Annotated in this window: 25 protein-coding genes; 3 read left to right on the top strand and 22 right to left on the bottom strand. The window is 36.6% G+C overall.

All coding sequences use genetic code 11. The annotated features are described in order from the left end of the window. Positions 1 to 255: 255 nt before the first annotated feature. The 15 genes from ACQKPA_RS24250 to ACQKPA_RS24320 form a co-directional block, all read right to left on the bottom strand. A complete protein-coding gene (locus tag ACQKPA_RS24250) occupies positions 256 to 657 on the bottom strand; it encodes an HIT family protein (RefSeq protein WP_427495060.1) in 402 nt (133 codons plus the stop codon). Between the two features lie 37 nt (positions 658 to 694). Continuing rightward, complete coding sequence (locus ACQKPA_RS24255; protein ID WP_427495061.1) at positions 695 to 1714, bottom strand: serine hydrolase domain-containing protein; 1020 nt, start codon at positions 1712 to 1714, stop codon at positions 695 to 697. A gap of 629 nt (positions 1715 to 2343) precedes the next feature. Beyond that, positions 2344 to 3459: an aminopeptidase gene (locus tag ACQKPA_RS24260; protein ID WP_427495062.1), complete on the bottom strand. Its 1116-nt coding sequence runs from the start codon at positions 3457 to 3459 to the stop codon at positions 2344 to 2346. A 308-nt stretch (positions 3460 to 3767) separates the two neighbouring features. After that, positions 3768 to 4202, bottom strand: coding sequence for a GNAT family N-acetyltransferase (locus tag ACQKPA_RS24265; protein WP_051449297.1), 435 nt, complete (start codon positions 4200 to 4202; stop codon positions 3768 to 3770). A 243-nt stretch (positions 4203 to 4445) separates the two neighbouring features. Next, a complete protein-coding gene (locus ACQKPA_RS24270; RefSeq protein ID WP_427495063.1) occupies positions 4446 to 4823 on the bottom strand; it encodes a hypothetical protein in 378 nt (125 codons plus the stop codon). A gap of 326 nt (positions 4824 to 5149) precedes the next feature. After that, a complete protein-coding gene (locus tag ACQKPA_RS24275; protein WP_427495064.1) occupies positions 5150 to 5893 on the bottom strand; it encodes a GNAT family N-acetyltransferase in 744 nt (247 codons plus the stop codon). Between the two features lie 230 nt (positions 5894 to 6123). Then, entirely contained in the window at positions 6124 to 6918 is a 795-nt protein-coding gene (locus tag ACQKPA_RS24280; RefSeq protein WP_427495065.1) for a Cof-type HAD-IIB family hydrolase, read from the bottom strand. Between the two features lie 157 nt (positions 6919 to 7075). Further along, a complete protein-coding gene (locus tag ACQKPA_RS24285) occupies positions 7076 to 7555 on the bottom strand; it encodes an NUDIX domain-containing protein (RefSeq protein ID WP_427495066.1) in 480 nt (159 codons plus the stop codon). Positions 7556 to 7690: 135 nt separating this feature from the next. Next, on the bottom strand, positions 7691 to 8167 hold the full coding sequence (locus ACQKPA_RS24290) for a GNAT family N-acetyltransferase (protein WP_427495068.1): 477 nt from the start codon (positions 8165 to 8167) through the stop codon (positions 7691 to 7693). A gap of 368 nt (positions 8168 to 8535) precedes the next feature. After that, a complete protein-coding gene (locus ACQKPA_RS24295) occupies positions 8536 to 8961 on the bottom strand; it encodes a hypothetical protein (protein WP_427495069.1) in 426 nt (141 codons plus the stop codon). Positions 8962 to 9076: 115 nt separating this feature from the next. Continuing rightward, positions 9077 to 9805 (bottom strand): stalk domain-containing protein, encoded by a 729-nt coding sequence (locus tag ACQKPA_RS24300; RefSeq protein ID WP_427495070.1) that lies wholly within the window; start codon positions 9803 to 9805, stop codon positions 9077 to 9079. A 526-nt stretch (positions 9806 to 10331) separates the two neighbouring features. Continuing rightward, positions 10332 to 10793 (bottom strand): GNAT family N-acetyltransferase, encoded by a 462-nt coding sequence (locus ACQKPA_RS24305; RefSeq protein ID WP_036663019.1) that lies wholly within the window; start codon positions 10791 to 10793, stop codon positions 10332 to 10334. 173 nt (positions 10794 to 10966) lie between these two features. Further along, a complete protein-coding gene (locus ACQKPA_RS24310; protein ID WP_216534279.1) occupies positions 10967 to 11521 on the bottom strand; it encodes an NUDIX domain-containing protein in 555 nt (184 codons plus the stop codon). A 338-nt stretch (positions 11522 to 11859) separates the two neighbouring features. Next, positions 11860 to 12798: a cysteine synthase A gene (gene cysK / locus ACQKPA_RS24315; protein WP_427495071.1), complete on the bottom strand. Its 939-nt coding sequence runs from the start codon at positions 12796 to 12798 to the stop codon at positions 11860 to 11862. Positions 12799 to 13109: 311 nt separating this feature from the next. Next, positions 13110 to 13520 carry a MerR family transcriptional regulator gene (locus ACQKPA_RS24320; protein ID WP_427495072.1) on the bottom strand — a complete coding sequence of 137 codons (411 nt, stop codon included), beginning with the start codon at positions 13518 to 13520 and terminating at the stop codon, positions 13110 to 13112. Between the two features lie 186 nt (positions 13521 to 13706). Between ACQKPA_RS24320 and ACQKPA_RS24325 the strand changes: the two genes are divergently transcribed. Beyond that, the gene (locus tag ACQKPA_RS24325) at positions 13707 to 14831 is read left to right on the top strand and encodes an NADH-dependent flavin oxidoreductase (RefSeq protein ID WP_427495073.1); all 1125 of its coding nucleotides are present in this window, start codon (positions 13707 to 13709) and stop codon (positions 14829 to 14831) included. 206 nt (positions 14832 to 15037) lie between these two features. Here ACQKPA_RS24325 and ACQKPA_RS24330 read toward each other — a convergent pair whose 3' ends face one another. Beyond that, positions 15038 to 15352: a hypothetical protein gene (locus ACQKPA_RS24330; RefSeq protein WP_427495074.1), complete on the bottom strand. Its 315-nt coding sequence runs from the start codon at positions 15350 to 15352 to the stop codon at positions 15038 to 15040. Positions 15353 to 15485: 133 nt separating this feature from the next. On the opposite strand from ACQKPA_RS24330, the gene lepB reads away from it, so the two are divergent. Next, positions 15486 to 16130: a signal peptidase I gene (gene lepB / locus ACQKPA_RS24335; RefSeq protein ID WP_427495075.1), complete on the top strand. Its 645-nt coding sequence runs from the start codon at positions 15486 to 15488 to the stop codon at positions 16128 to 16130. Positions 16131 to 16415: 285 nt separating this feature from the next. On the opposite strand, the gene ACQKPA_RS24340 is transcribed toward lepB, so the two are convergent. From ACQKPA_RS24340 to ACQKPA_RS24360, 5 genes are all read right to left on the bottom strand, one after another. Further along, positions 16416 to 16856, bottom strand: coding sequence for a GNAT family N-acetyltransferase (locus tag ACQKPA_RS24340; protein ID WP_427495076.1), 441 nt, complete (start codon positions 16854 to 16856; stop codon positions 16416 to 16418). A 570-nt stretch (positions 16857 to 17426) separates the two neighbouring features. Next, a complete protein-coding gene (locus ACQKPA_RS24345; protein ID WP_427495077.1) occupies positions 17427 to 17669 on the bottom strand; it encodes a hypothetical protein in 243 nt (80 codons plus the stop codon). A 146-nt stretch (positions 17670 to 17815) separates the two neighbouring features. Continuing rightward, positions 17816 to 19771, bottom strand: coding sequence for a UvrD-helicase domain-containing protein (locus tag ACQKPA_RS24350; RefSeq protein WP_427495078.1), 1956 nt, complete (start codon positions 19769 to 19771; stop codon positions 17816 to 17818). After that, positions 19772 to 21841: an ATP-dependent nuclease gene (locus tag ACQKPA_RS24355; protein ID WP_427495079.1), complete on the bottom strand. Its 2070-nt coding sequence runs from the start codon at positions 21839 to 21841 to the stop codon at positions 19772 to 19774. It lies immediately after the preceding gene. 184 nt (positions 21842 to 22025) lie between these two features. Further along, positions 22026 to 22397 (bottom strand): helix-turn-helix domain-containing protein, encoded by a 372-nt coding sequence (locus tag ACQKPA_RS24360; protein ID WP_427495080.1) that lies wholly within the window; start codon positions 22395 to 22397, stop codon positions 22026 to 22028. A 135-nt stretch (positions 22398 to 22532) separates the two neighbouring features. On the opposite strand from ACQKPA_RS24360, the gene ACQKPA_RS24365 reads away from it, so the two are divergent. Further along, a complete protein-coding gene (locus ACQKPA_RS24365; protein WP_427495081.1) occupies positions 22533 to 23540 on the top strand; it encodes a DGQHR domain-containing protein in 1008 nt (335 codons plus the stop codon). Between the two features lie 95 nt (positions 23541 to 23635). Here ACQKPA_RS24365 and ACQKPA_RS24370 read toward each other — a convergent pair whose 3' ends face one another. Beyond that, a complete protein-coding gene (locus ACQKPA_RS24370; protein WP_427495082.1) occupies positions 23636 to 24256 on the bottom strand; it encodes a hypothetical protein in 621 nt (206 codons plus the stop codon). Positions 24257 to 24499: the final 243 nt, after the last annotated feature.

Here is a 24499-nt window from a genome sequence, read left to right on the forward strand (position 1 = left end):
GTGAGTTTGAAGCATTCTTTCTTGCCTCTATTTAATTGACGAACGGTATATAAAAAAATCGACATACCCTAGAAAATATTTCAATAAAATAATCTTTATCTTTATATAGAGCGATCTTCCGCAGGTTTGCTTTTCAAAATTTCACTTTCAGCTCATTTAATAGCAAATCTCAATCGCTGTGACAAGTATTGAACTAACGTTTCCCGTTAGCGCAATAAGGCTTTGGTTGATCCGACAATAGCCAAGAGTTAAATGCTATCTTAACGCCATTAACAAATCATCAAATTTCCCTCGCCATTCTCGGTGAGTCGTCCAGTTAACATCTTGATTGTCACCATGTCTCCTAGGGACAATATGGAAATGGGTGTGAAACACATCTTGTTGTGCTTCGGGTCCTGAACTGTTAATTATCTGGACATTTTTGATTCCTAACTTTGTGTTATATAACATAGTTCTCTTTTTAACAACTGACATTACTTTTATCAATTCATCTTCAGGTGTGTCAAAAATGTTCTCATAATGCCTTTTTGGAATAATTAAAGTATGATATTCATTTACGGGATTTAAATCGAGAAAAGCATAAACGGACTCATTTTCATAAACCTTCCAAGAATTAGCTTCACCTTTTACGATTTTGCAGAATATACAGTCTTCCATTAACTCTCTCCTCCCTACCCCAGTAACAGAATATTTATCATTGAGTGACATTCGAGTATTGATTTAAAGCGGAACAAGCAAGGTTACCGAACCTTTGGATATCTGAAATATAATCAAATCCATTTTCCCCTCCAAAAGTCCAAAGACTATTTGTCATTCTCACCACCACTGCTTTAAGCTTAGGTATAACAGTACATGAACATCCTGAAGCTCCAAGAATTTGATAACTCCCTTCAGGAAGGTCCGAGCCCATTTCAGAGTTTTTTACATTCTTGTCTTGTATCCACCAGAATGATCCTAGCTTTGGTAAATGGGATGCTAACGAAGAAGGAGTTAAGACAGAAGTGAGGTTATCAAACAACTCTTTGGGAAGGATTTGTCGACCTTGAAAATATCCCTTATTTAAGTGGAAATTTCCCCATAAAGCAAGATCCCTTGCGCTTACATAAAGATTACGATCACTACCTTCATCTGATTCAAGTCTTAATGTGGGGTAGCTATTAGGATCATTTATATCACAAACTAAAGATTCTTTACCTGCTGTTCTCCACTCGGTCTCCGTTATACCCAACGGTTCAAACACTCGCTTGTTTATAAGTTCAGCTACAGTTTTTCCGGTTGCATTCTTGATAATTGCTGCTAGTATTTCAGGTCTTTTTCCTTCAAAGGACGTACCTGCTTCAAATCTACGTAGTACACCGTCTCCTTGAAATTGCAAACCCGTTGTCCTTGTAACTAAATGTCTAATTGTTGTGTTATTTAGAATGCTACTGTCATAAGTCATTAAATAATTACTTATTGGCTCATCGAGACTTTTTATTGCGCCATCATGTATAGCAATAGCAGCTGCTAGACCTACATATGTAACCCTTGTTGAATAAACATTAAATTGAGAGAACAAATCCACCCTTCTGGCACCTTTATGGAAATGATGATATCCAGAATACCACTCATGAAGGATCTTGTTGTCTTTCATAACGCATATTGCAGCAGCCGAAGCAGCAATGCGATCTTTAATTTCATTTGTATATTGATTCAAATCACTAAAGAAATCCATTTGCTACACCTCATTTCACAAAATATTCGTTCGTATATAATGATAATGATTTCGCTTAATTTTTGGATCTGCTCTTAGCTTTAAAAAAGGAGCGTATTCGGCTCTACCTGTTTTTATTCAACTAACATGCCCGTTAGCTTAATGAAAATTGGAGCAGCTGCTAACCGGCAAACTGCTCACTAAAGTTCTCCATTAATTCAATATTTCATTTTCCCGATTTGGCTACCTCAATCATATCCTTCTTGCATAATTGGGTGCTATCCTTCTCAATATAAGTACCATCTTGTACCCATCGTATAAATCCGCCAATCGTGTTATTCGACCCAGGGATAAACCGCGCTTTCCATTCCGCTAATTTTAATAATTTCACAACTTGTATTAAATTTGAAATATTCTTCGACAATTGTCCTTGTAGTTGTGTTATTACGGTCATCAATATCTATTTTTCCTTTCTGCCCGAAGCGTGATTATTGTGTTATTTGAAGTCCCTGGCTTCCTGAATCATCTCTTATATGATCTTATTCATTGGTAGAGTGCATAGAAATCTTTTAACACCAGGGTATTTCTCCCCCAAACTCATGATTTCAAATCCAATTTTTTTAAAGGATGTAAATTTGAAGTCAATATCATCACTTTAAGTTTTCAGGGTTTAATCCTTTTAAAATATCAGGAATAAACATTCCATCTTTGCGGATTAATATATCATCAAACCATATCTCTCCACCGCCATATTCAGGCCTTTGGATATTAACAATATCCCAGTGAAGCTCGGACCAATTTTCATTTCCAGGTGAACTAACTGGAACACATCCAGGTGTAAAGTGAAAGCTTCCCCATATTTTTTCATCAAATAAAGTATCTTTCATAACATTCTCAATATATGGATTAAGACCAATTCCAAATTCACCAAAATACCTCGATCCTTGATCCGTATTCAATAATTTATTAATTCTTTCTGAATCATTTCCGGTAGCATGTATAATTTTGCCGTCCTTAATTTCAAAACGAATGTTCTCGTAAGTGAATCCCTCTTTTAAAGAAGGTGTATTATACGAGATAACTCCGTTGACTGAATCCTTAACTGGCATCGTATAAACTTCACCATCTGGAAGGTTCATAATTCCTGCATCTTTAATACAAGGCATGCCTTTAATCGAAAATGTTAGTTCAGTTCCTTCTCCTATAATTTTAACTTTGTCTGTTTGCTCCATTAACTCAATTAGATTATCCATAGCTCTATCCATTTTTGAATAGTCCAGATTGCACACATTAAAATATAAATCCTCAAAATCCTCCGTTGACATGTTCGCCTGCTGTGCCATGGCATGATTCGGGTAACGAAGAATACACCACTTTGTATTGTTGTATCGTCTGCCATTAATCGGTTGAGAGTAATACTTCCTGTACAACGCCATTTTTTCAGGAGATACACCACTTAATTCACTCATATTCTCCCCAGCTCTAATAAGTATATAGGCTTGCATATCGTTTACTCGATTTAGGTCGTAAGATGCCATTGCTTTTAATTGTTCCTCAGTACAGCCGATTAATATCTCTCTTAATATCTCATGATTATTTATTAATAGAAATGGAACTCCACCGACGAGATAAGCTTGTCTTACCAATTCTTTGGCCAAGGGAATTTCCAAACCATCAACCTCAATTAATATTTTTTCCCCTCGTTGTAGCTTCACCGAATATTGAATAAGATTGTTAGCGAGTTGTTCAATTCTAGGATCTTTCATTGTTAGTCTCCTTCATAAATTCATTATATTTATTGTTCATATTATTGCTGATAGTATTTGGATACATGTAGATGTTTATCATACAATAATTTCGTCTAACGTTAGGGCATTCACGAACCCTCACTGGCTTAAGCAGCCGGTCGATCGAGCACAATGATCGGCCTACCGGGTCGAAGACTTAGCCAGTGCAGGGTTGTCCCTGAGTATGCTCCCCTGCTTCCACCTCGGGAGTCCGATACGTGAATGCGTTGTTATCAGATGTCCTTACCATCTTCGAAATTGCTGAGAGCACTTTAGTATTTAACAAATCAGATTCGTTTAATAAATCCACGCTTAGTACCCTCATATCCAATTGATTCATAAAATCTATGGGCTTGTTCACGATTTTTACTAGAAGCTAAGATTATATAAGAGCATAGGTTTTCCATAGCAAAATCCTCGAGTGCATTCATGAGTTTCTTACCAATTCCACTTCCCTGGTACACAGATGAAACAACTACATTTTCTACAAGCAAGTATGGCTGACACTCTCCTACAATATCTGGACAAACAATGCCCATGGCTGTTCCAACTACCTTTTCCTCTAAACATGCTACTGCAACATAGTAGTTTGGTTGCTTATGTAATAGGTCTAACTGATATTGGATCTTTTCAATGTTAGATCTCGTTCCAATAAACTCAACGAACAATTCAGACAACTCAAATGCGTCATCTTTTTTTGCCATTCTGACTTTTATGTCCACGCCTTCAGCTCCTATGGTTTATAATCTTGCAAGGATTTCCGATAACGTCTTATCTACGAACTTCGTAAATAATTCCATATGTAGAGTATTCGTGAGTTTATTAAACTATCCTGCCCGTTAGTTTAACAAAGGCAGCCGATCTCGTTAACGGCTGCCTACTTGTCTTTTATTAAACTAACGTTTCCCGTTAGCTTAATCATTACGAGCAATATTACGAATTATTAGTTCGGGGGAGTTTAAAGTTTAGTACCAATCAAAATGAGAATGTCCAGCAAATGAAAATGCCAAGTGTGCGCAGGAGTGAGTCAACAATTCAAGTCCTAATCTTGAGGTATTTAGAAGAACAAGGTCTTTACCAGCGTCTATTCTTAACTGCCTTTCATACTCCCAGCTTTCCCATGTATCCCAAAAAGCCTCATCTTCGCTGCTTTCAATAGATAAATCAATTATTTCCTTCGACTTAGAGCGATTAAGAATCAATTTTAATTCTTTAATTATCTTTCGGTTTAAAGGAATGACAGCACCATTGAAAATAAATATGTCAGAATTTGCAGGACTTCCTCTTTGAAGGTAAAGCACGTCATCAGTGTCATAACAATGTTTAAAAAGAGCTGATAGCAATAACATCTCCGGGGTAGAAGTCGACCCATCTCTTCTTTCACTATGACCCCAATTTCTTTTTGTTGTAGATGTACTACTCTTAAATCGAGTGGACCTACTCTAATTTCATTTCGACTTATAATCAAATTTTTAAACCTCCGTCAAATGGTTAACTCCAGAATAACAAGCTATCCATCTGGAATAAAGGTTGAACTGACCTGCCCGTTAGTTTAATGAAATTGTGTGGAAACATAATTAGATTTCAAACATTACTTCAAAACTTAGAATCGTCGGATACTCTGGAGAGGTTCCATGATATGCTTTAGGGGACATTTCTTGTGATACGATTATTGTTCAAGTCCTTCAAAATTGCATCGCCAATCAGACACCCATGCGGGGAAATAATTTAATCGGTGAGCTACTCTCTGTGAAGCAATGTTACTTGCAATTACGTCATAACTCGGTATTTCTCCACGTTCCAATATTTCAAAAGTTAACCTGTTTACAAGATAACTAGCCAATCCCAGATTACGATATTTGGGTAATACTTCTATGCCAATTTGCCACAGTTTTGTACAGGTTTTACTTGCTCCTGCCACACCAACAATTTCCCCATCTTGCTTTGCAAGCACTGCTAGATCAGTCTGCCAGGGAAGATTCGTATCATATATAATAGCTTCATTGAATCTTGTAACATCAAATAAATTGACCACTTCTTCTCGCTTAATCAGTTCAAATGAAAAAAAATTCGGCGGTGACATTGGCTTAATTCTTTTTACATCAGGCAGAAAATGCAAGTAAAGACCTCTGATAAATGGTAAGGAGAATACGGTATCCCTGGTTTTGCCCTGCATCTGTGTTTTGGCAATTAACAACCGTTCAGGTGTAGCCGACACTACAATTGATTTTCCTATAGAAAGGATCTCGAAATAACGTGCCTTCCTTGGAAACGGTCTGCATCCAGGATTTTCTTTAGCTTCAACAAAAATAATGCTATCCTTTTCGCCGTTCAGGTCATCGATAGAGCAATTCAGGTCAATAGCAAGTTGTGATTGCACAATGAACAGCATTTCTTTTTGTGTCATAATCATTGTTACCCTTCCTTTCGCTTCTGCAACGCAATTCTTCTCTAAAGATTCAGATTCATTTATCGATACTTCTGCTATTTTTGCAGCCTATTTGCCCATAGTTAAAATATAAAGACAGCCGATCGCGTCGCCGGCTGCCTAAGTGTCTATTTCGTTATCGTTTCCCGTAAGTTTAATCCTTGGGTAAAGTAATGCTCTTAACGGTACATTTGAACAAACCACTCTGCAAGTGATTACACCACAAGTCTCTCAATTGCAACAGCAACACCATCATTATCATTTGATTCGGTTACGTGGGCTGCACAATTCTTTAGTTCAATTATCGCATTTTCCATTGCGACCGGAAATCCGGACATATGGAATAGGCCTAAATCGTTAAAATCATCCCCGAATACCATTACATTTTCTGACTTCACTCCGATATCGCTTAACACCCATTGCACGGCTTTTTCCTTTGAGGCTGATTTATGCATGATTTGGACCAATACTCCTTCATCGGTTGCGATTACGTTCACATGGTCACCGAATTGCTCGGATATATCCCTCCATGTGCTGCAACCTAGAACCAATATTTTGGTCGGGGAAAGTGAACTAATATAATCTTTATCAACAACCTGGGGTTTCGGGTCATTCGAGCGGATACCTAATTGAGCGCATTGGGAGTCGGTAACTGGTCTACACGTATACCATGAATCATTAACCTCGTATGAGATTATCGATTGAGGTACTCCTAACTCGATGAATTTGTTAATCTGTTGGCTAATCTCCATAGGAATGCTAATGTGCCGCTCATTTTGCTTAGATTTGCATGTAACTAAAGCACCGTTGTAATAAACCATGTAGTCTACAAAAGGGAACTTCTTCAAAAATTGATTAGCCGCTCTAGGCGGCCGCGCCGTGGCAATAATAATATGAATTCCAGAATCAAAACATCTTTTAACAGCCTGATAATTCCTAGGAGATATCGATTTATCACTAGCAAGCAAGGTTCCGTCCAAGTCCAGTACAATTGCCTGAATATTTGACATCTGTACCCTCCCAAAATAAGCGAAATTGGTAAAATAATACTACTTAATAAAGGTGTCGTCAACAGAAAAGTTGTATTATCCTGCATGTTAGTTTAACAAAGGCAGCCGATCTCGTTAACGGCTGCCTACTTGTCTTTTATTGAACTAACGTGTCCCGTTAGCGCAATGACTTGCTCAGTTGAATTTCATGTTCCTCAACATAATTCCGGTAATGTTCACCACTAAAGTAATCCACAATATCCTTATTAATTTCTGGATATAGTTGAATAGAGTGTAACTCCGAAATAGGGATCCACTTGACTCCAATCTGGTTAGGGTCTGGATTTTCAGGAAGTTTGGGAATCGATTCTGGTTTCAACTTACATTCAAATGTAACTCCTACTGAGTGAGTATCTCCGTAAATGTAGTTGTTTTTCGTTGGTTGATATTCGTAAACAAAAGCGACTGGGCCAACTTCTACCTCTACACAAGTCTCTTCCTTTGCTTCCCGTTGCGCAGCTTCAATCAATGTTTCACCTAGCTCAAGGCCACCTGCTGGAAGGTTGTAATGTACGCCGTCATCATTTTTGAATTCGACTAGTAAGATTGCCTCGTTTTCAATGATTAATGCACAAGCGCGAAGTCTTATCTTTTCCATCCTCTATCACATCCCATTAGGTATATTGCGTTCTACTACAACTTAGCGGAACGGTGTCTGCAGTAATCAAAAATAGCGATTGATCGGTTCCATCGCCGTGCTTCCGTCTTTCGATCGTTGAGTTTCAAGTGAAAATCAGAGTGTCAATACGGTGATTAGCTCGTCTCCAAAGATTTCGCCGTTGTCACGGAACCCGAAGCTTTCATAAAGTTTTTTAGCGGGCAAGTTATCTGCCTTATAAGAAATCCAGCAGTAATGTGCAGGCCCAGCCGGATAGGTGCGGATAAATCCCAAGATTTTTTTCATGGCTTCCCGACCGTAGCCTTGGTTCTGGTAGTGCTTGTCAAACATCAGTCGTACGATACAATAGCTGTCGTTTGCGATTGACGGGAGGTCGTACCCGGTAATTCCATACGTCAACATAACAAATCCGACCGGCTGCTCATCCGAGTAAATGGCAAACGGAAATGGATGTCCCCCATTGGTTGCAAGGACATAACACGAAGCCACGCTTGACAGATTGGACGCAACGAAGCGCCGTTGTTCTTCGGATACTTCCAAGTTAAATATGGCGCGTCGATTTTCCAACGTTATTTTTCTAAGCGTAATCATGCAGATCGTCTCCTTCATACATTAAGGTTTTGCGCCGCGGTCGCATGTATAACTTACAGTTTTCACCAAAAAATTAATAGACTTATGTTGAATTTTTTTATATACTATCATGTATCCATGGCTTTTTTAGGGGTATCCTTTTGGGCATATGGCAATTGGCTAATCGGCACATAATTGCGCCGGTTTTATTTTTTTGTTAGTGTATCCTGGCCGTAGGTTACCCCAACACATAAGATAATCATCTAATCGGCGAAGTAATCAAGTTCTTGTCAATTTCGGCAAAGTATATAAATTCTTGGTCATTGAGTTATGACAAGAACTTATATACTTAAAACAAAAAAGACCGCAACTTATGCGGTTTTCAATGTCTATATGTTCTTGTCGTTCGACATTGAACAAAAGCAGCCGATCTCGTAAACGGCTGCCTTCTTGTCTTTTATTAAACTAACGTTTCCCGTTAGCTTAATCATAATTTTTAATTCCTCTTTTGCCTCGACTGGAAAAGACATGTCAATTGTTCCAGTACCTCGAATTCCGATACTTATGCTTATTCTGTCACCTACCGTAGTTGCGTCATAATAAGATTTCTTCACAGTAAGCCAGATTGCGTTGGGCATTTCATAATTCAACATTTCGCTTAGTGGCGATTCGATATCAGCCCTGCAGCGAACAACCAGTATTCTATCGTTTTCTTTTGCAACATCAAAACCTTCTTTATAATTCCAACGCTCATCAAAAATTAAAAGAGCCGTAGGGATGCTTTCCCATACGGCTCTCTTGTACGCGCGCTTCACGATTTAACCAAATCTTATCACGTAATCGAGTAAGTTGTCTATCTTTAGGACATCACCATCAATGAGTTTAATGCCTATCCACTAATGACCAGGCTAGCGGTTGACCAGGTAATGATTAAGGATAATATATCCTTGTACCATCGAAATAATTAAATGAAGTAATAGTCCAATCATTAATCTTCTTAGTCATCTCAGCTTCAATACTGTAGCTATAGTTATAGTCGCCAACAATCCCATCTGAATGAAAGACCGCTTTAAATTTAGTAAGACTTTGATTCCATTGAATATACTCTGACTCAGGAAGACCTATTTCTAAGTTATTTTTATGAAATTGAATCCAGTATTTCTTTTTGGACATCGCATTTGTTGCAAGAGTCAATGCTTGATTATCTGTCAATGGACGAGCATATACCGTAATGTGCTCAGAATTTCCTGTCAAAGTAGATTTATCCCATTTGATATAATCGTTCGGATAGAAGAAGTTACTTAAAGCTTTAAATTGTACATACACCGAGCCATTTTTCAACAATACTCCATTACCAACAGTAGCATTAAAAGTCTTCCCGCCTTTAGTTAGTGAAGCAGTTTTTGTCTTCTGATTCCAAGTTATTTTTACATCAAAATATTTATCAAGTTGTTCATCGTATCTGAATTGATAATTCGTCGCCATACTACGGAGAGGGGCATATAATCTACCCTCAGAAAGCAAACCGTTTACTCCGCCATATGCATCATAATCATCATTTGCGGCATAAGAACTCATTGGACTAATCATTAAAGCGCCACTTAATAATGATATAAAAACAACCCACAAAATTGGTTTTTTCAAAATAATGATTTTCATATTTACTCCTCACTCTTAATTATTCATACTACCAATAAATTTTACATGAATTAGCAATTAATAACACAGGTAAATTTATCCACTGATTTACCCTTTAGTTGAGTCACTACTACTCATCCATGTGCCTAAAAAAAAGCAATTGTATAGCTCTCTTCTTCGTTCCCCTCGCAGCTGGGCATATATTTGAGTAGTCGACGCTTTTTCATTTCCTAACATGCCCTAGATGAAATCAAGCGGTGCTCAAAACCAAGGATGAGTTATTAAGCTAAACTGCCCGTTAGTGTAACAAGGAAGAAATTGCTTTTGGGTTTTATGTTTTTGCGCTGATTTCTTATAACGTTCCAGCATTCACGAACCCTCACTGGCTTAAGCCCCAAAGGGGCAGCCGCGATGCGGTTAGCCAGTGTAGGGTTGTCGCCTGAATCCTCTTCTACAAAATCCCTCTGGACAGCTTGCTGGACCGCCGCGTGAATGCACTGTTATCTGATGGCATGGCCTTCTCCGAACTACCTTCAAAATCATATTTTTATATTTCCTTCTCGAAGAACACGACATTCATGTCACCGAATTTCTTTTGGGTATACTCTCGATATCCATTCTTCTTGAAAAGTAATATTGCTGGCTCCTGATTAGTGGTTGTATCCAAAATAATTCTTCCAAATCCCTTTTGCTTGGCCGACTTCTCTAACGCAGTCAATATATCTTGACCATATCCTCGCCTTTGATAAGCACTATCTACTCTTATTCTCTTAACTTCTGCGGTCAAATAATCTCGTTTACGGTATGCGCCCATGCATACGATCATGCTATCATGTATTCCAACTAAGAAATCACCATCATTGTCAATATATGTTGTCAAAATGTTTTGCATATCCTTATCCATACTCGGGTCACCGATGCTTGCATTGTGCTGTCTAAGTCCTTCAATGTGCAAATGCATTACTCGTTCATGATCGGTTTCTCGATATTTTCGAATTGCTAACTCCATCACTTCACCGCCCAAATTGGTTTTGCCATGCTTTCAGATAACGTTCAGGCATTCACGAACCTCCGAAGGAGGTTGTCCGCAGCACCCGCTTCCCTGAGATCCCGCCTGCGGACCCGGGCCGTAAGGCCCGCTGTGTGAATGCAATGTTAGGTGAATTTAATACCTTCTTTGAACTAGCAATATACATTTTTTAATATGTCGGGGCGTTCTTGCATTAGCCTAGCTAGAAATCTCATTTGACCTAGGGGTTGTAAAATATAATCTTTGCTATATTCATTTCTTACAATTCTTGATCCGCCCCACGCTATAAAATCTCCATATGTTACTTCACTATTACAAATCCTCAACAACTCGGTTTCAGATAACAAAATAATTCCTTTTGTTTCGCTCCATGGTTTCGGTTCAAGATTGGATCGAGCAAAAAACATTACGTTCTGTCCAAATCTCAATATTGGTTTTACTTCTTTCCCTTCATCTTCTACTTCCATAAGTCGACTATCCCAGGAATCAATCTGATAAGTAATCGGGGAAGAAACCAATAACACATCTAATGTTGTTTCTTCCTTAACTTCTCTTAAAGCGCATTCCACTATTGATTCATTCGCTTCAATATGTCCACCAAACCGTGCTATTCCTAGTTTCCCTTCATGTCGATTAGGTCCAAATGCAAATGCAAATAAACCATTAATAAATAAATAGACTCCTACTGTCTTTGGTTGAATAGTCATTTATTACCTCCAAGATTTACGAGTCATATTGCACTTGCACTAATTTCACCTAACGTTCTTGTATTCACGACGCCCCACCACCCTAAAGGAGCGAAGTGACTGGCCGCGATGCGGTTGGGTGGTGCGGGTGTGTCCGGCAGATTCCGCTTCCTTGCTACTGTAATTGCCTCCTTGAAACCTCTTCTAACTTCGGTCCGGACCGAGGCAGCTTGTCTGCCGAAGCGTGAATACGGTGTCATATGATGGATCGGCCCACTTCCTCGAATTAAGACACGATGTCGACCCACATAAAAATATTAAGCAGCTACATTCTAACTGTAGCTGCTCTGTTCTATGGCTTATGCTTCTGGAAAGAGAGCATTTATTGAGAGATATCGCTCGCCTGTATCTGGAAGTAGTATAACAATTTTTTTATCTTTATTTCCTGGTCTTCTAGCAATTTGTAATGCAACAAATGCGGCAGCACCCGAGGAAATCCCTACCAGTAATCCTTCGCTTTTCGCTAACTGCCTTGTAGTTTCAAAGGCATCTTCATTTTTTACTTGAATAATCTCATCTACTACTGATCTATTAAAATTATCTGGTACGAATCCTGCTCCGATTCCTTGGATCTTATGTACTCCTTTGTTTCCTCCAGAGAGAACCGGCGAATCAAAGGGTTCAACTGCAATAATCCTTACTGTAGGCTTTCTTGCCTTTAGTACTTCTCCAACTCCAGAAATTGTTCCTCCTGTGCCAACACCACCGATGAATATATCAATGTCTCCATCTGTATCTCTCCAGATTTCTTCAGCAGTTGTTTTCTTATGTATTTCTGGGTTAGCTGGATTATTAAATTGCTGAGGTATATATGAATTAGGAATTGTAGCAGCTATCTCTTCGGCCTTCTTGATTGCACCGGACATGCCTTCCTGGGCAGGGGTTAGAATTAATTCTGCACCTAAAGCAGTTAAAAGCTTTCTACGTTCGACACTAAAACTCTCAGGAAGAGTAATCATTAATCTATATCCTAAAGCTGCTGCAGCAAAGGCAAGACCCACGCCAGTGTTCCCACTGGTAGGTTCTATTATTACTGAATCCTTATTTATATATCCTTTTTCTTCAGCGTCTTTAATCATAGCGAATCCAATTCTGTCTTTAACACTTCCAGCAGGATTAAAGTACTCCAATTTAGCAATGATTTTTGTCTCAAGTTGATGCTTCAGCGAAAAGTTGGTTAGCTCTAATAATGGGGTATTACCTATAAGATCTGTAAGGTTCTTTGCAATTCTAGACAAAGTTATCCCTCCGCCAATGTCAATTCCAACTGAATTAGTTGGCTTTATGTTTTTAACATAACACTTATGGAAAATAAATACAACAATAACTTCAGCCCCATGGACGGGGCGATTGATTAGCTTCCACAATGGTATTCTGGGCCGATCTTTCATATAACGTCTTATCTACGAACTTCGTAAATAATTCCATATGTAGAGTATTCGTGAATTTATTGAACTAAACTGCCCTTTAGTTGAACAAAAGCAGCCGATTACGTTGATCGGCTGCCTTTGTTTTTATTGAGCTATCGTTCCCCGTTAGTTTAATAACATCAATTTAAATCTTTATGTTCTAACCCGTGGCATTTGAAAATATGACTGGGATTATTCTCAACCTGTTCTTTCTGAAGGTCATACATGGCAATTTTATAATTAATTTCCTCCAAATACCTCAATTCTTCTTGAATTTTCTTCTGCACTTCCAATTTATGATTCTTCAGCATTTCTTGTCTTTGTAAAAAGGTGGTGTTTCCTTTCAGAAAAAGATCCTTATATTCTTTTATTTTAGCAAGAGACATTCCTGTCTCTCTAAGACATCGAATAAAAGTAATCCATTCTATATGTTGTTCAGAATAAACTCTTCGGCCATTCGTATCGCGAGGTATACCATCTAATAATTCTTGTTCTTCATAAAATCGAAGTGTCTTTGCCGTGATATTAAAGTTTTCCACCACATGTTTCATCGAGTATAACATCTTACTCACCCCTTACTACAGTTACTGTAGATCAAACAATATCACAAATGATTAAAATACTCCAAAAAATCTTGATTATTATGTATAAAAATTTATATTTGACTTACCCTAAGGTTAACATATTACACTTTAGTAGAACTTGAAACAAAATAAAATGAATGAGAGGTTACTACAATGAATCAAAAATATAGTAAGTTTTTTGACTCCTTCACCTTCAAAAGCGGAGTAACGATCAAGAATAGAGTTGTTATGTCACCCATGACAACATGGTCAAGTAATGATGACCTTACCATTTCGGATGAAGAGGTGAGTTATTATAAGCAAAGAGTAAATGGCGTAGGGCTTGTTATTACAGGCTGCACTCAAGTTTTGCCTAATGGACAAGGTTTTACGAATGAATTTGCTGGATACAGCGATGATTTTATTCCGAGTCTGCAAAAACTAGCCGATGCGGCTAAAAGTGGTGGTGCCCCTGCGATACTGCAAATTTTCCATGCAGGCAATAAAGCCATACCTGGATTGGATGCAGTTAGTGCGAGTGCATCGAAAGCCGAAGCTGATAATCCTTTTGAAATAAGTGTAGAAACAAGAGAGCTATCACATGAGGAAATCCTGTCGATTATACGTGCTTTTGGAGACACAACGAGAAGAGCGATTGAAGCAGGATTTGATGGCGTTGAAATTCATGGGGCCCATGGGTTCTTAATCCAAAACTTCTGGTCTCCAGCAACCAATAAACGAACAGACCAATGGGGTGGAAGCCTTGAGAATCGACTGCGTTTCCCATTGGCAATTATTGAGGAAATCAAAAAGGTAATCGAAAAGCACGCTACGAAACCATTCCTGTTAGGCTATCGGTTGTCCCCTGAAGAATCCTCCAAAGTGGACGGATTACGAATGAAAGACACTTATGAGTTAATTGATTTCCTTGTCGAACAAAATTTGGACTATATTCATGCTTCATTAGATCATGTGGCTTCCAAGCCAGTCGATAGCCAAGATGAGAAAACAAGGCTCGAATTGATTCTTGAAAGAGCAAACGGTAAGGTACCTGTGTTAGCAGCTGGTTCCATGCTAACACCAGATGATGCTCTTAAAGCTGTGGAATTAGGATTGCCGCTAGTCGCCATTGGACATGCATTAATTATGAACCCCGATTGGGTTGAAAAAGTGGAAAATGGACGTGAAGCCGAAGTCGAAACCGAGCTGGATGTTTCGAAACTCGACCAACTTCATATTCCAGGAAAACTTTGGGATCAGATTCAAGCATCACCAGGTTGGTTTAATATCAAGAAATAAAAAAGTTGCCCTTTGGGGCAGCTTTTTTTATTTCTTGCAACTATCCTGCCCGCTTAGCTGAATTGTTACAAAGATAAGACCGGATTTATTTGCGCTCTGGTCTTCCTTCTTACTCTTTTAAACTCACCATTAATTCGGCTCTCCGCTTTACCACTCCTTGTGATACGGTTCAGCGCGAATGATCTTAAACTAACCTGCCCGTTAGCTTAATTAGGCATCGTGAGTATTGTCCGTAAAGGTAGTTTACCTGGATAATACCGGCTGTCTCTGCGCTTAATCACGATTCCTTCTAGCTGCTGCTGTTTGCAGAGATCAAACAAGGGTATGAAACCTGGCTCCATATACCTTATTCTCTTAATCACTTCATTCTCTGTGACAGCCTCTTCTAAAATCTCCTTACGTTGCATCAAATTAAGCTTCGTCAGGTCCTTACCCTTATATTGCAGAATATCAAAAGCTACGTAGGTAAGTCCTGGTGTTCGATCTATTCCAGGCTTAGGGTTTGATGAAAATCTGGCCATCGTCGCCTTTATCTATATCAAAGTTTTTCTTTTCGTTATATTTAATGTGAAGTAAAGTCTATTAGAAAGGGGACGATCGATATGATTTCTTAATGCAAACTCAATAAAATTTTATATACCTTGGAGGGGAAAGATGAGAATCGTATGGTTTGCATTCATCCTGTTATTCTTGATAACCGGTTGTCATATTCAAGAATCAACACCTCAAACGATTAGTGATACAGTGACTCCTTATTACGTTAGTGAAATGAAAGATGTGCCTGAAGATACCATACTAATAGAAAACTTAATTGATGAGATGGATCAGGGGACATTTGAGTATCATTCAGGTGAATGGGGAAAATTTGTTGTTAATCCCAATCAACGTGAATTTAACAGAGGTGATGTGGTATACATCCAGACACCTAAAGAAGAGTTGAAAAACCAACCTCCGTATATACCGGAGACGAAAATTCTACGGATTGTCGGAATGCCCGGAGAAAAGTTAAAAGTAAAGAAAGGTCAAGTTTTTGTCAATGATCTACGTCTTGATACTTTTTATGGTAGCGTAAGGAATCTCGGAATGGTCGAGGAGGAATATATTATGTGGGCACACGAGAATGGGGAAGATCCTCATCGGTTTAATGATTATTTTCATAAGAACATTAAAGAAATCACAATTCCTCAGGAACATTATTTTGTTATTGGCGATAATTGGTGGCGAAGTGTCGATAGTTTCAAATTTGGCCCGATTCATAATAAGGATATCATAGGTACAGTTATTGGATATAAAAAGTAAACTCTCGTGCAATGTTGACACTTTTATGTCATTAGACATCCCTCCACCCGCGTAGCAGGTGGTTTTGTTTCGCGCACTCAACTGGCTAAAGCCTAAAACAAAATCATCTGATCACGTTGGCCAGCTGCTTTATTGGTTTTATTAAGCTATCGTTACCTTTGTTTGCTTTTCAAACTAACCTGCCCGTTAGTTGAACAAAAGCAGCCGATCCACGTTATCGGCTGCCTTCTTATTTTTATTGAGCTATCGTTTCCCGTTAGTTTAGTCCTTAGTAGAGTAATGCTCTTAACGGTACATTTGAACAAACCACATTTTAAACCCATGCTTCTCGTAAAAACCAATTATTTTTTGCCACTGCTTTGTCGCTGAATATACAACAGACCGAGTTATGCCATTACCTTCTGCGGCTTCAAGAAGCTTATCTACCATCACGTGACCTATATTTCCACTTCGATACTCAGGGTGAACATATACCTCATCTACCTCTAGATAATGCTCTCCCTGCTCGATTACAGCTAACCCGTCGCTTACATGTACACTACCAGTTATATAGCCTACAATTTCCGAGTTGATTTCTGCAACCCAGAAGTAATCCCCGATATAGTTCTTCAACAACTCTTCGGTATTAGCCCCCAAACCGTAAGTGATACATTCTGAGACCCATATTTCAGATAGGTTAGCCACATCCGAAAGGTCCGTTTCATTTGCTTTTCTAACAATAAACATTTATATCACCACCATTTATTATTTTTTTAAGTAGTTCAATTGTTAATAGTCAAAATCCTTGTCAAAGATTACTGCCCGTTAAAGTAGTGAATGACAATTGTTATCCGTTAGCTGATGCCATCGTGCTAACCTGCCCGTTAGCTTGATAAAATTGCGTGGGAATATAGTTAGATACTTATTTAATCGGTAATCGGCTCATGTTCTTGTCCTCGGCTTGGGACAAGAATTTGTACCGATAAAACAAAAAAGCCGCTAAAGTAGCGACTTTCTATGGGGGCATATTCTTGTTCCTCGACACTATGCGATTCATCTTGTTTTATCATAATTTACAGAAACTTCCACCCGGATCGAATTCCTTAGACTTAAGAGCTACTCTTCGAAGGAAACAGTTCATAAGAGCGACTACGTCTAGTGTGCCTTCCTCTGCTATTCGAGCAATTCGCCCATAATTTAATTGACTTATCCGGAAATTGGCGTCTGCCAAGCCGCTAGAGAACTGGTACTATTTCGATTCGATCTTCAATACCTAGGTTTTAAAGTTTTGCCCTTCTTGACATGCTAATTTCTTAATCAATCACGATGCTTTCTTTTTTGAATAGACTGAAGAATTACGTTGCGCATAAGATCAGGATAATTTTCTTTTAGGTATTTAGTACCGCCGTCAGATATTCCATTTTGATAAGCCTCATTTAGCAGTTTCGTTATTTCTATCACGACTTGTTTATTGAATTGTTCAGAAATTGATTTAGTAAATACTCCATCAGTAAAATATATTTCGTATAATCCTTCAGATTTTTGCTGATATCGATACATTATGCATATCACATCCTGATGTTTTCGTTAGTCGTTACTTCATTATGGGATTTGAAAGCAAAATCGTACTTTGATGATATAATGAGAACTCGTCAAATACATATTGCAATATATCAAACGAAAAAAGTAACTAATCGGCATTTGTTTTAGTTCATGGCCGGCGCCTTAGGTTCCGTTCCGACTGTGTACCTTTCAATAATGTCATTTAAGTTAATCACATTCCAATTGTTTTCTTTAGCGACATTAATTTTCTCATCTAGTCTTAACAAGTTTTTTTCATTTATAGCCACTGCCGCTAAATAATTCGGTCTGCTTAGAGCAACATATGCCAATTTCAGATACATTTTTATATTTCCTTCATTCACTTTAATAACATCATAATCACCAACAAAATAATTAAAAATAAGGCTTAAATCAGATTCATTCTCTGAAGAATTTTGGTCCATATATAAATTTGATTCTAGGAGTAAGGTTGCTTTATGAGTTTCACCTTTGACTGCATGTATTGTATCTAATGAAATAGAAACCTCATTGTGAAGAAACACATTATTGTCTTCTGAATCAACAGATCCATGTTTAGTAATAACATCATTACAATCTTTGAATGATTGATTTAAACCATGAATTTCTACATCTATCATTTCTTCTGTAATATTTAATTGCCAAATGGTTTTCAACAAATACTGATATGTGTCCTTAATGTCTTTGTTTAATTCAGTATAGTCTTTATCAGCCGCCAAATTTATTCTTTTTATCCATTCGGAAATTTTAATTTTAAGCTCCATTAATTCTTTAGGATAAGATTCCTTTAATAACTGGATCAGAGTGTTGTTATTAAAATAACTGTTATCTTTACTTTTAATTTCCGAACTTCTTAATAATCTGATCAATATGTTAATCAGCATTTTATGGTATTTTTGAACAAAAGAAACTTTTTTTTGATCGTTTTGTTTTTTGATGTAACTTGAATGATATTCACCTAATGCTTCATGATTTCTGCATACAGCAGATATTTTTTTGGTACTCTCTCTGAATGCTTTATTAATTCCCTCTAGATTTTTAACTATTACACAAAAACCAGATAACAACTGATCCTTATTAGAATCATTATATATTAACAGATGAGGTTTAAATGATGATATATCTGGATTTCCAACTAAAACGTCATATCGTCGAATACAAGTTGTTTTTAATACATTAGCAATTGATGGGCCGAAACGATTACTAAATGAAATCTGAATACTATTCTCCTCGTCTGGAACCCATGCATCACCTTCTTCATTAAATGAATTATATAGAGCTTGATAAGGATCGCCGAAACGTTGAATGATAGTGTTGCTGTCGTTCAACGTTTCATTGAAAAGCAAATTCAGCAGGTCATATTGTTTAATACTCGTATCTTGTGTCTCATCCATAAATAAATACATAAACCTATTTTGAAATGCTTTATTTAATTCTGCTTTATATTTTTGAATATACCAATAAGATAAGGATAACGTATCGGAATGACGCATAATTCCAACTTGCATTAGATCACTAATTGATTTAAGAGCAATACTTTGTGATTGACTGCCATTTGAATTTAGAAGTCCTATAGATCCATCATCATTCAATACGAGTTGTAATCTTTTTAATGATGGAGGATTATAAGTCCACCAATTTGGTTTATTTCTTTCAAAATTTCTTAAATAATATTTTTGATAATCATCATCATCTAGGAAAGTTAATCTATTATGATTGAAGAATAGTTTATAGGCTTTAATAGCAAAAAAAGTATTTAGAAAATCGTGAATCGTACCAATGAAATGTGGATGAGATAGTTCATTAATACCTACATTTTTCAACTGTTTTAATATTTCTTCGACCCCAACATTTGTATGCGTAATAATGCATATTCCCTTGTTGGCTTTTTCCATTTTTCTAATTATTAAAGCTAACTTAGCTATAAGAACTGTTGTTTTTCCACTTCCTGGGCAAGCAATTACATCATAAGAATGATGATTTGATATTATTACATTAATTTGATCATCGTTGAATGATTTTCCTGCATTAAGAAGCAGCGGCTCTATCTCTCGAATTTCCTCAAGTGTAATGCTAACCATTTACCTTGTTCCTCCTGTAGCATGATAAATCGCTGCCCTTAGATATTCTAAAAAGGGATCATTAAGTACAATGTCACTTAAATTTTGTTTGTTTTCAGACAATAAATGTGCTAATTCTTGGGCTACTGCAGCCTTCGAGATGTGCTTCTCGGATAGAGGTTTATAGATTCTATAAGCCCTATCCGATGAATCTTGCAATATGCTGTAGGATGTTTTTAATCCATCAAATTTATTTTTGTTAACCTCACTATCTGGCTTTTTATATTTCACATTGTGAATGGATTTAATTAAAGTAGGCCATAATTGACTCAATGCTATTTCATATTCCAATGTCCAGTTTGGTGCAATAAAAGTTTTTATATTGGAATGCAAATCTTCGTATTCACTTCGAATAGAATGTTTCTTCTTATTTCTTAATGAAACGATTATCTCAGGAGTTATATCTGTTTTGATAAAATTAAGAATATATTCGAGATTGGAAGAAGTTGTCTTACTGTACAATTCTAATGCGCCCTTTAGCTCAGTTTTTGATAGGAAAACAGTATTCATTGTTCCTTTAATTTCATCTGAACTTATATCTAGTGTCTCTGCTATATGAACTAATTGTTCCTCATTTTGTATTATGTACACTGTTGAATCAATCTCTTTATTATCATCATAATATTGAACAGGACGAACATCGACATCTGTAACAATGGAAACTGGTACATTCAAAGGCGGATTATTCTCTAACCAAGTAACAGATCGTCCATAAATTTTTGCATAGCGCTTGAAAGCTGTATTTCCTACATTGACAATTGTTACACCATGTCTATGCAATGGACGATCTAATATATCGGCAATCACCGGTAGTAATAGATTTTCAGCATCGCCTTCTACAAATATGACTCCTTTTGCAAAGAATAAATTTGCTTTTGTAGAATCAAGGAATCTTTCAAGAAATTTATAATCATCAGTATCTAATTTTGTATGCCTTACCCCCATAGGATAAGCAAAACTATTGTTCAATAGAATCACATGCTCTAATTGTGTAGAGGCAGTCAATGTGGTACTGTGTGTTGTTAAAATAAATTGTCCACTCAATTTTTCCTCATTCCTGCTCTGCAAGTATTTAATTAACCTTAACTGAGCTTGCGGGTGTAAATGAGCTTCTACTTCTTCTATCAATGTAACATTTGCCCCTATACTTGTTTCATTATTATAGAGGAGCAGTTCTGTGGCTATAAAAAGTAAGTTCAGGCTTCCAAGTCCTGATGGAGTATCATTTAAAATTAAACTAAGTTTCTTTAATATCTCATTAAGTTTAACCTGAGCAATTTTAAAGTCAGGATTATATTCATTTTCTTCATCAATTGATTTGTGAAAAAACTGGTCTAGATATCCCTCTAACTCTGATTTTATTGTCTTGTCTTTTTTAAAGGGTTTGTTAAAGAATTCCTCGATTTTCTCATTAGCTTCGCTAAAGACAACCTCTAGTTCATGATTGTCTAATGGATTATTCTTTTTAAATGCTTCGTGATTTTTTAAAATTTGAGCTAGGCGAGACCGAAACCCTGGTTTGAGCTCATTTTCCGCATCACGCAACGGTTTTAAATATGTTGCTCTTATTAAATCTCTAGTTATTCCTTCCAAACGATTAGATGCATTTTCTGGTCCAGCTTTAATATTGCGTTCAATTCTCTCTCCCAATATTTGATCAAAGTGTTTTTTTGCGATTAGTCGAACTTGTAGCTCATAATTTCCTAACTGGTCGAACGAAAGCCATTCTAAGAACAGACCTGCTTCTTGTTCATTAAGTTCAGAAAAAATGCACTCTATTTTCAAATCATCTGCAACTTTACCATTACTCTGAATATGAAAATCACTATCCATTATTTTATGGTTATCATCACTCGAAGTCCCTAAAGTTAATTTAATTGCATCTATAATTGCAGATTTACCTGCATCATTCTCACCTATTATGAGGTTGAAATTTTTATTGAGTTCAATCGATAACCCTGGAAGTTCACTATTGTCACCTTTTGTTCCGTATTTTCTAAAATTCCATAATCGTATACACTTCAGATACATTTTATCGCCTCATTTTTTATATACTTAAATTCAAACGTACATTCCATTATCTTCTACATATTTCATCATATTCCTTTATAAAAAAAGACACTAGGAATATCCTAGTGTCTTATGTATTTATTGGCTAATTTAGTGATGAATTTATGTGATTTTCATTGAGCCTATAAGGTAAGGACTTAGAATATCATTTTGAACTCTGAATATTTTTTAAATCATCTAGTGTTTTAAAAATATCATTAATAAAACCTTCAACAATTTCAACTTCTTGAACACTTCTGGTTGAAAGAACCATATTTATTCGTTCTAATATCTCAGTAATATCCTTGTTCTTCTCACTACGATTATCATAATCTCGAAATAAATCCGTGGGAGTAATATGTAAAGCCTCTAATAACTTCTGTAATGTGTCAAGAGAAATATTTCTCTCCCCCCGTTCTATTCCTCCAACGTAGGGCTGCGGAAGGTCAACAAGCTCTCCTAAATCCGCTTGTGTTAGCCCTTTAGCCTTCCGAAATGCCCTGATCCGTATTCCTACATATGAGTTGATTTTAATCATGTTTCACACCCCTCTTACTAAGAGTAGGTGTACAACAAGATGAGTTAAATATACTCAAACTATATATTACCATTGTTTTTTAGATAATATAAGATATATATTTAATTCAATCATCAGGGTTAGGAGTGTGTTTTTGTGGAAAAACTTCCTTATCAAATTGTTATTGAGAATGTGCTTCAATGCAAAATGAGAGGGAAAGTGGCTTATCAAGGTCATTTCTCTGCCATGCTTGCATTAAATTCAACATATGTTAAACCCTATAATGATCCATCAGGCAAAGGTTATCAAAGACCAACAGATGCAAAACGAGTGGATGATATTGCTATGTACCTTTCAAAAGGTGATGAAGCATTATTTACACCCATTCTACTAAATTGTGGGGGAGTGTGGGAATTTTCAGCCTATGACTCAAGTCGTCCTTCCTATGGCCGTTTATTGTGTAAGAGTAAGGCTTCACTTATGGACGGTCAACATAGATTAGGTGGTATTAAAAGGTACATTGAAGAAACAAATTCCGAAATAAACATTCCTTTCATGGCTTTTCATTATCTTGATGAAGATGAAGAGATCAAACTTTTTGATACTATTAATACAAAGGCTAAAGGAATAAGTTCTTCATTAAGCAAATTTTTAAAAAGGGAATCGGATGAACTAAGTTGGATGGCAACTGAATTGTTAACCTTATCGGAAAGTCCTTTTTATCATATCGGGAGTATTACTGGCAAAAGAAGCAAAGGTAGGCATATTACACTTCAAAACTTATATCGTGTTCTTAAATATTTCTTCAAAGATGCTGAGGTTTCTCATTTAACTAAAAATGAGAAGGTTGGGCTTGTTCTTACGTTTTTTAATTTTATTCGGGAAATGTATCCTAATGAATGGATTAATTATAAAGAATATAAACTCACACACATTGTTTGCTTAGATGCATTGGCATTGGCTGGATCTAAAATGCTTCTCAACTGCAAAAAAGAAAATGGGAAACAAATCGATTATCAGGAAGTATCCATTCACATTAAAAGATTGAGGAAAATTGATTGGTCTAGTGAAGGTCCTTTTAAATATCTCAAAGGAATATCAGGCTCTAAAATATTGGCTTTGGAGCTATTTGACATAATGAAACCTGAAATAGATTTGCCTTAATAATATACGGAGATTAGATTCCTTTAACAAACAAAACAAAGCCCCTTATGTAAAAGTGGAAACTACATAATGGGGCCTTCTGTAGGGCTCTAGTGTTATGAACGGTAATTAGTATAAACATATAGTGCTGATTCTAAATTTTTTATAGCAAATGTATCAGCATCTTTTTCTTTTGGTATATTGCGATATTCGCCACGCAAAGATTCCAATATATGCTTTTCTCGAAAAGTCAGATTACAGCTTGGATCTTTCATTAGCCTCTGTTGTCTTTGAACTGCTATTTGTTGAATCTTATCATAATTATCTTTGTATAATTCTATGTTCTCATTAAACCATAGCTCAACATTCATATGTATTTTTGCGAATTGATACCAGTGACCTACCTCATGTAAGAATAAATATGTCGCGAAAACAATGTTTTCAGATACATCACTTCTAAAGAATTGTAGTAATTGTTTTTTTGTGTGCTCATAAATGCCAGTTCCATCGCTTTTAAGTATTTCCATTAAATCTGATAAAGTTAAATCTGGAATGTGTATTGCAGCTGTTGTACTAATGAACTTCGTTTTATCTTTACTAGCTTCATATTTCTTTCGTTCTTTATCATTTACTGCTGCAAAATAAATTGGTGAATCAAGCTTAAAGTTCTCAATGGTATCATAATTTATCGAAACTCCATATACGTTTAAGATTTCAATAAGCTCTCTTACTTTCATGAATATCAGCCCCCATACTAAATTTTCGCAAAAAAGGATTATCTTTCTGAAAGTGATATTCGCTATGTAAATTGAATTTTTGCTTTAAAAGTAGCAACAACATCCTTAATGAAATTAACTGTAATAAAACCCTTTAGTAATTGAATATGATGGACAAGATGCCTACTATCACTTCCGGTCAATTACTTCATATATAACAATCTTCCCCTTTATATTAAGTATATTATAAGCGTTTATTTGGTT

Origin of the sequence: Paenibacillus sp. NPDC093718 (assembly GCF_050279985.1) — a bacterium.
Lineage (GTDB): Bacteria > Bacillota > Bacilli > Paenibacillales > Paenibacillaceae > Paenibacillus_AQ.